Origin of the sequence: Asanoa sp. NPDC050611 (genome assembly GCF_040654855.1) — a bacterium.
Classification (GTDB): domain Bacteria; phylum Actinomycetota; class Actinomycetes; order Mycobacteriales; family Micromonosporaceae; genus Asanoa.
This window is the reverse complement of record NZ_JBFAIU010000425.1, coordinates 1-5610: the sequence shown is the minus strand read 5'-3', so window position 1 is coordinate 5610 and position 5610 is coordinate 1. Positions and strand designations below refer to the sequence as shown.

The following is a 5610-nucleotide window of genomic DNA, read 5'->3' as shown; positions in this document are numbered from 1 at the left end:
GCACCGAGCGGGCGAGCACGTCGCCGGCCTCGTCATGGCGACCGACGATCGTGCTCGACACCGCGGGACCGGTGCCGGCCCGGCCGAGCAGGCCGGGGCGCCGTCGTGTCACCATGGCCCGGTGACCACATCGCGCCGACGAGCCTGGATGGTCGGTGGGCTGGTCGCCTGGGCCCTGGTGCTCGGCCTGCTCGCCGTGCGGTCGCACCGCACCGACCCGCCGACCGTTCGCGAGCAGCGCGACCTGGCCGCCGCGGTGGCCGTGGTCAACGAGGCGATGGGCCGGACGGTCGGTCTGGCTGGGCAGTACACCGTGCCGGTGATCATGCCGATCGCGATCGAGAAGGGCTGCCGGATCACGCCGTTTCGCGACGGCGCGACCGCGACCGGCATCGTGCGGGTATTCACCGAGGACGGCGGGAGCAGGAGCTTCCTGGAGCGGTTCGCCTACTCGCTTCCGCGCTCGTACCAGGCCGTGCTCAGTGCCGACGGCAACTCGGTGCGGGCCGACGCGGGCGAGTTCGTCGCCGTCCGGGCGAAGCTGATCGTGCCGGGCGAGGTGCAGGTCACCGCGACGAGTGGCTGCCGGCCCGACGCGGACGAGGTCGACAACGTGCTGCCCGACAGTCCCCGGAGCGAGGAGCCGGCCGCCGTGCTGCGCCAGCTCGGCGCGAGTCAGATCGAGCAAGGGTCCATCGCGTTCGCGCAGTGCCCGTTCGGCAACCCGGCGACCACCGCCGGGGCGCTGGGACATGGCGTGGCCGAGCCGCTGGCCGCCGCTCGCAAGATCGGCGGCAGCGGGGAGATCCTCGACGGCAAGCAGGCCTACGTCTACCGGCGGGGCGAGACTGAAGGGGTCGTCGTGCTGCCGAGGGCCGACGGCGAGGCCCAGGTCTACGTGTCACAACTCTGTTGACGGGTTCCGTACAGTGTACGGGTGCTGACCGACTACATCGAGATCACCGGAGCCCGCGAAAACAACCTCAAGGACGTCACCGTCCGGATCCCGAAGCGCCAGATCACCGTGTTCACCGGTGTGTCTGGCTCCGGCAAGTCGTCACTGGTCTTCGACACGATCGCCGCGGAGGCGCAGCGGCAGCTCAACGAGACGTTCACCGCGTTCGCCCGCAACTTCCTGCCCAGCTACGGCCAGCCCGACGTCGACTCCATCGAGAACCTGTCCGCCGCGATCGTCGTCGACCAGAAGCGCCTGGGCGGCAGCTCCCGCTCGACGGTCGGCACGATCACCGACATCAACCCCCTGATCCGGCTGCTCTTCTCGCGCGTGGGCCAGCCCTACGTGGGCTATTCCAACGCGTTCTCGTTCAACGACCCGCAGGGCATGTGCCCGGAGTGTGACGGGCTCGGCCACGTCACCACCATCGACCTCGACAAGCTCGTCGACCGGTCGAAGTCGCTCAACGAGGGCGCGGTGCTGCACCCCGACTTCGCGGTCGGCGGCTGGTACCTGAGCACCTACCTGATGTCCGGCTGGTTCGACGCCGACAAGCCGCTGCGCGACTACACCTCCGAGGAGTGGGAGGTGTTCCTGCACGGCACGGGCAAGGTCCCGGTCGAATGGCAGGGCGGGAAGATCAACACGACGTACGAGGGCCTGGTCGACAAGTTCACCCGGCTCTACGTCAAGAAGGACCTCGGCGCGATGTCCGAGCGCAACAAGGCGTCCCTCCTCCGCTTCGTCACCACCGGCACGTGCCCGCTCTGCAAGGGCGGCCGGCTGTCCCCGGCGGCGCTGGCCGCGTCGGTCGAGGGCTACCACATCACCGACCTGCTCGCGATGGAGGCGACCGAGCTGCTCGCCACCCTCGGCGAGCTGGCCGGGACGGTGGACAGGGCCGGCGGGCCGATCGTCGCGAGCCTGATCGACCGGGTCCGGAACCTGGTCACGATCGGGCTCGGCTACATCCGCCTCGACCGGGAGACGACCAGCCTGTCCGGCGGCGAGTCCCAGCGGATCAAGATGGTCCGGCACCTGAGCAGCAGCCTGATCGACATGATGTACGTCTTCGACGAGCCGAGCATCGGCCTGCACGCCCACGACGTGCAGCGGCTCAACGAGCTGCTGGTCAAGCTGCGCGACAAGGGCAACACGGTGCTGGTCGTCGAGCACGACCGGGACGTCATCGCGGTCGCGGACCACGTCGTCGACCTGGGCCCGAAGGCCGGCGCGCACGGCGGCCAGGTGGTGTTCACCGGCAGCTTCGCCGAGCTGGCCGAGGCGCCGACGCTGACCGGCCGGTTCATGAAGCACGCTCTGCCGCTCAAGCAGGAGGCCCGCGTCCACACCGGGGCGCTGACCATCCACGGCGCGACCCGCAACAACCTCAGGAACGTCACCGTCGACATCCCGACCGGCGTGCTGACCGTCGTGACGGGCGTGGCCGGGTCCGGCAAGAGCACGCTGATCAACGAGGTGTTCCTGGGCCAGCACCCGGAGGCGGTCGCGATCGACCAGTCGGCGGTCGGTGCCTCGATCCGGTCGAACCCGGCCACGTACACCGGCCTGATGGACGACATCCGGCGGTTGTTCGCAAAGGCCAACGGGGTCAACGCGGGGCTCTTCAGCTTCAACTCCAAGGGCGCCTGCACCAACTGCCAGGGCCTCGGGGTGATCTACACGGACCTCGGGTTCATGGAGGGCTTCAAGTCGCCGTGCGAGATCTGCCACGGGCGGCGGTTCTCCGAGGAGGTGCTCGGCTACCACCTGCGCGGGAAGTCGATCGCCGACGTGCTGGAGCTGACCGCGGCCGAGGCGGCCGAGTTCTTCACCGAGAAGAAGCTGCGCACGGTGCTGTCCGCGGTCACCGCGGTCGGCCTCGACTACCTGCGGCTCGGCCAGCCGCTGAGCACCCTCTCTGGCGGCGAGTGCCAGCGCATCAAGCTCGCCACGGAGCTGCACAAGACCGGCACGGTGTACGTGATGGACGAGCCGACCACGGGCCTGCACATGTCCGACATCCAGCACCTGCTGGAGATCGTGGACCGGCTGGTCAACCAGGGCAACTCGGTGGTCGTGATCGAGCACAACCTGGACGTCATCAAGAACGCCGACTGGATCATCGACCTGGGCCCGGAAGGCGGCACCAAGGGCGGCGAGGTGCTGTTCACCGGGCCGCCGGCCGAGTTGCTGAAGGCCGACACGCACACCGCCGAGGCCGTGCGGCGCGACCTGGCGACGTTCAGCCGTACCTGAACGTCGGCGTGCCCGTGAGATCCAGCGTCGGTGTCACGGCGGCGGCCGGCTCCCGGTCGGCCGCCGCCGCGAACACCGCCGGGATGTCCGCGCACTCGGCGACCTGCTTCAGCGTCATGATCGTGGGCGGCAGCATCGCGACCTCGCCGCGCTCGGCCCGGGCGACCGCGTCGGCGGGCCGGATCCACATCGTGTGGTCGGCCTCGCCGGAGACGTCCCGGGTGACCTGCCCGCCGGGCAGCGCGGCGACGAAGAAGTAGGTGTCGAACCGGCGCGGCTCGAACTCCGGCGTGATCCACCGGCTCCACGGCGCCAGCAGGTCGGCCCGCAGGGTCAGCGCGCGCTGCTTGAGCAGGTCGGCGAAGCCCAGGTCGCGGGCGACCAGGGCGCGCCGGGCGGCCTCCCAGTCGTCGCCGCTGACGTCGCCGACGACGGTGCTCGCGGTCGGGCCGGCCAGCAGCACGCCGGACTCCTCGAACACCTCGCGGGCGGCCGCGCAGATGATCGCCTGGGCGCGCTGCGGGTCGGTGGCCAGGCGATCGGCCAGGCCGGCGGCGTCGATGCCGAGGTCGGCCTGTGAGTCGCTGGGGTCGACACCGCCGCCCGGGAACGCGTAGCGCCCGCCGAACGCCATCGCGGCGACCCGGCGGATGACGTACACCTCGAAGCCGGTGTCGTCCGTCGGTCGCAGCAGCAGCACGGTGGCGGCCAGCCGGGGCGTGACGGGCGTGCGGCCCTCGGCCGCGAACCGTCGCGCATGGTCGACGATCTCGGGTGGTGCTGCGAACTCCTCGACCACCGGCTGAGCTTAGCCGCAGGCCGCTGGGCTAGCGTGCCTGCCATGACGAGATGGGGAATCCTCGCGACCGGCGGGATCGCCGCCAAGTTCGCCGCCGACCTGCGGCACGCGCCCGGCGCCGAACTGGTCGCGGTGGGCTCGCGCTCCGTCGAGGCGGCCAAGGCCTTCGCGGAGCGCTTCGACGTGCCGCGGGCACACGGCTCGTGGGAGGCGCTCGCGGCCGACCCCGAGGTCGACGTGATCTACGTGGCGACGCCCCACTCGGCCCACGCGGCCGCGGCGCTGACCTGCATCCGGGCCGGCAAGCCGGTGCTCTGCGAGAAGCCGGTCACGCTCGACCGGGCCAGCGCCGCGGAGCTGGTCGACGCCGCCCGCGCCGCCGGCGTCTTCTTCATGGAAGCGATGTGGACCCGGGCCAACCCGACCGTCCGCGCGGTCCTGGACCTGATCGCCGACGGCGCCATCGGCACCGTGACGACGGTGGCCGCGGACTTCGGCATCTACGGCCCGTTCCCGTCGTCCCACCGCCTGCGCGCCCGCGAGCTGGGCGGCGGCGCGCTGCTGGACCTGGGGGTCTACCCGGTGACGATGGCGCACCTGGTGCTCGGCGCCCCGGACCACGTCCGCTCGTGGGCGAAGATCGGCCCCGAGGGCACCGACGAGAACACGGGCATCGTGTTCGGCTACGACTCGGGCGCGGTGGCGACGCTGACCTGCGGCCTGATCGGCACGACCCCGACACGGGCCACGATCACCGGCACGGCCGGCCGGATCGAGCTGCCGACGTTCTTCATGGCCGACCGCTACGTCCTGCACCGGCCGGGCACGGACCCGGTCGAGGTGGCCGACCCGCACCCGGGCGCGGGCTACCAGTTCGAGGCGCTCGAGGTGCAGCGCTGCCTCGCCGCGGGCCTCCTGGAGAGCCCGCTCGTGCCGCACGCCACGACCCTCGAGGTGATGGGCCTGCTCGACGAGGTCCGCGCCCAGATCGGCGTGACCTACTAACCGCCTCCGCAAGATCGAATTCACCCCCTCCGCTCCGGGGGTCTTCTGCTCGCTTTGCTCTGCTTCCATATATGCACCGCAGGTCAGCACGGGTGGTGCGGATATGGAAGCAGAGCAAAGCCGCGGAAGCGGCCTTGGCAGGGGCGGGTTCTGCGCCTACTCGGGCGAAAGCCGCCCGGCCGCCTGCGCTCCCGGCGAAGATGGAACAAAGCTCGCTTTCCAGGGGGACGGTCATGCAGTCGCTGGTCGGGTCGTTGACCGAGGTCGAGCAGGCTCTCGTGCGGGAGACGGCGGGTAACGAGCTCGCCGCGCTGGACGAGGACGAGCTCGTCGAGCTCCACACGCGGGTGCGGCGGAACCGGGACAAGTACGTCAAGCTCTACCGACGCCGGTCGGCGGAGCGGGTGCAGGACACGGGCGCCCGGGGCAAGGCGTACCCGAGAGGCAGCCGCGACCGGGACAAGGCCGAGGTGTTCGAGGAGGCCCTGGCCCGGGTCAGCCGCCGCCTGGCCGCTGCCGCCCGGGCAGCCGGCGCAGCTGTTCTCGTCGTACGACGACCAGACCGTCGACACGCACTTCAAGTGGATGCAGC

4 protein-coding genes and 1 pseudogene are annotated in these 5610 nt (G+C 71.1%); 4 read left to right on the top strand and 1 reads right to left on the bottom strand.

Going from position 1 to position 5610, the window contains the following annotated elements:
* The first annotated feature begins 121 nt into the window (after positions 1 to 121).
* Both AB0H87_RS37130 and AB0H87_RS37125 read left to right on the top strand, forming a co-directional pair.
* Positions 122 to 916, top strand: a complete 795-nt coding sequence (locus tag AB0H87_RS37130) for a hypothetical protein (RefSeq protein WP_360156914.1) — start codon at positions 122 to 124, stop codon at positions 914 to 916.
* A 21-nt stretch (positions 917 to 937) separates the two neighbouring features.
* Positions 938 to 3214: an excinuclease ABC subunit UvrA gene (locus tag AB0H87_RS37125; RefSeq protein ID WP_360156911.1), complete on the top strand. Its 2277-nt coding sequence runs from the start codon at positions 938 to 940 to the stop codon at positions 3212 to 3214.
* Here the strand turns inward: AB0H87_RS37125 and AB0H87_RS37120 are convergent.
* Positions 3201 to 4013 carry an NUDIX hydrolase gene (locus tag AB0H87_RS37120; protein ID WP_360156908.1) on the bottom strand — a complete coding sequence of 271 codons (813 nt, stop codon included), beginning with the start codon at positions 4011 to 4013 and terminating at the stop codon, positions 3201 to 3203. The genes AB0H87_RS37125 and AB0H87_RS37120 overlap by 14 nt on opposite strands.
* Before the next feature lie 42 nt (positions 4014 to 4055).
* Between AB0H87_RS37120 and AB0H87_RS37115 the strand changes: the two genes are divergently transcribed.
* Together AB0H87_RS37115 and AB0H87_RS37110 are read left to right on the top strand one after the other, a co-directional pair.
* Positions 4056 to 5018: a Gfo/Idh/MocA family oxidoreductase gene (locus tag AB0H87_RS37115; protein ID WP_360156905.1), complete on the top strand. Its 963-nt coding sequence runs from the start codon at positions 4056 to 4058 to the stop codon at positions 5016 to 5018.
* Between the two features lie 233 nt (positions 5019 to 5251).
* Positions 5252 to 5610 (top strand): annotated as a pseudogene (locus AB0H87_RS37110) (hypothetical protein); the annotation flags it as partial.

What these genes read in the sequence shown, in the direction of transcription:
- AB0H87_RS37115 (WP_360156905.1), top strand. Translation starts at nt 4,056, where the DNA reads ATGACGAGATGGGGAATCCTCGCGACCGGCGGGATCGCCGCCAAGTTC.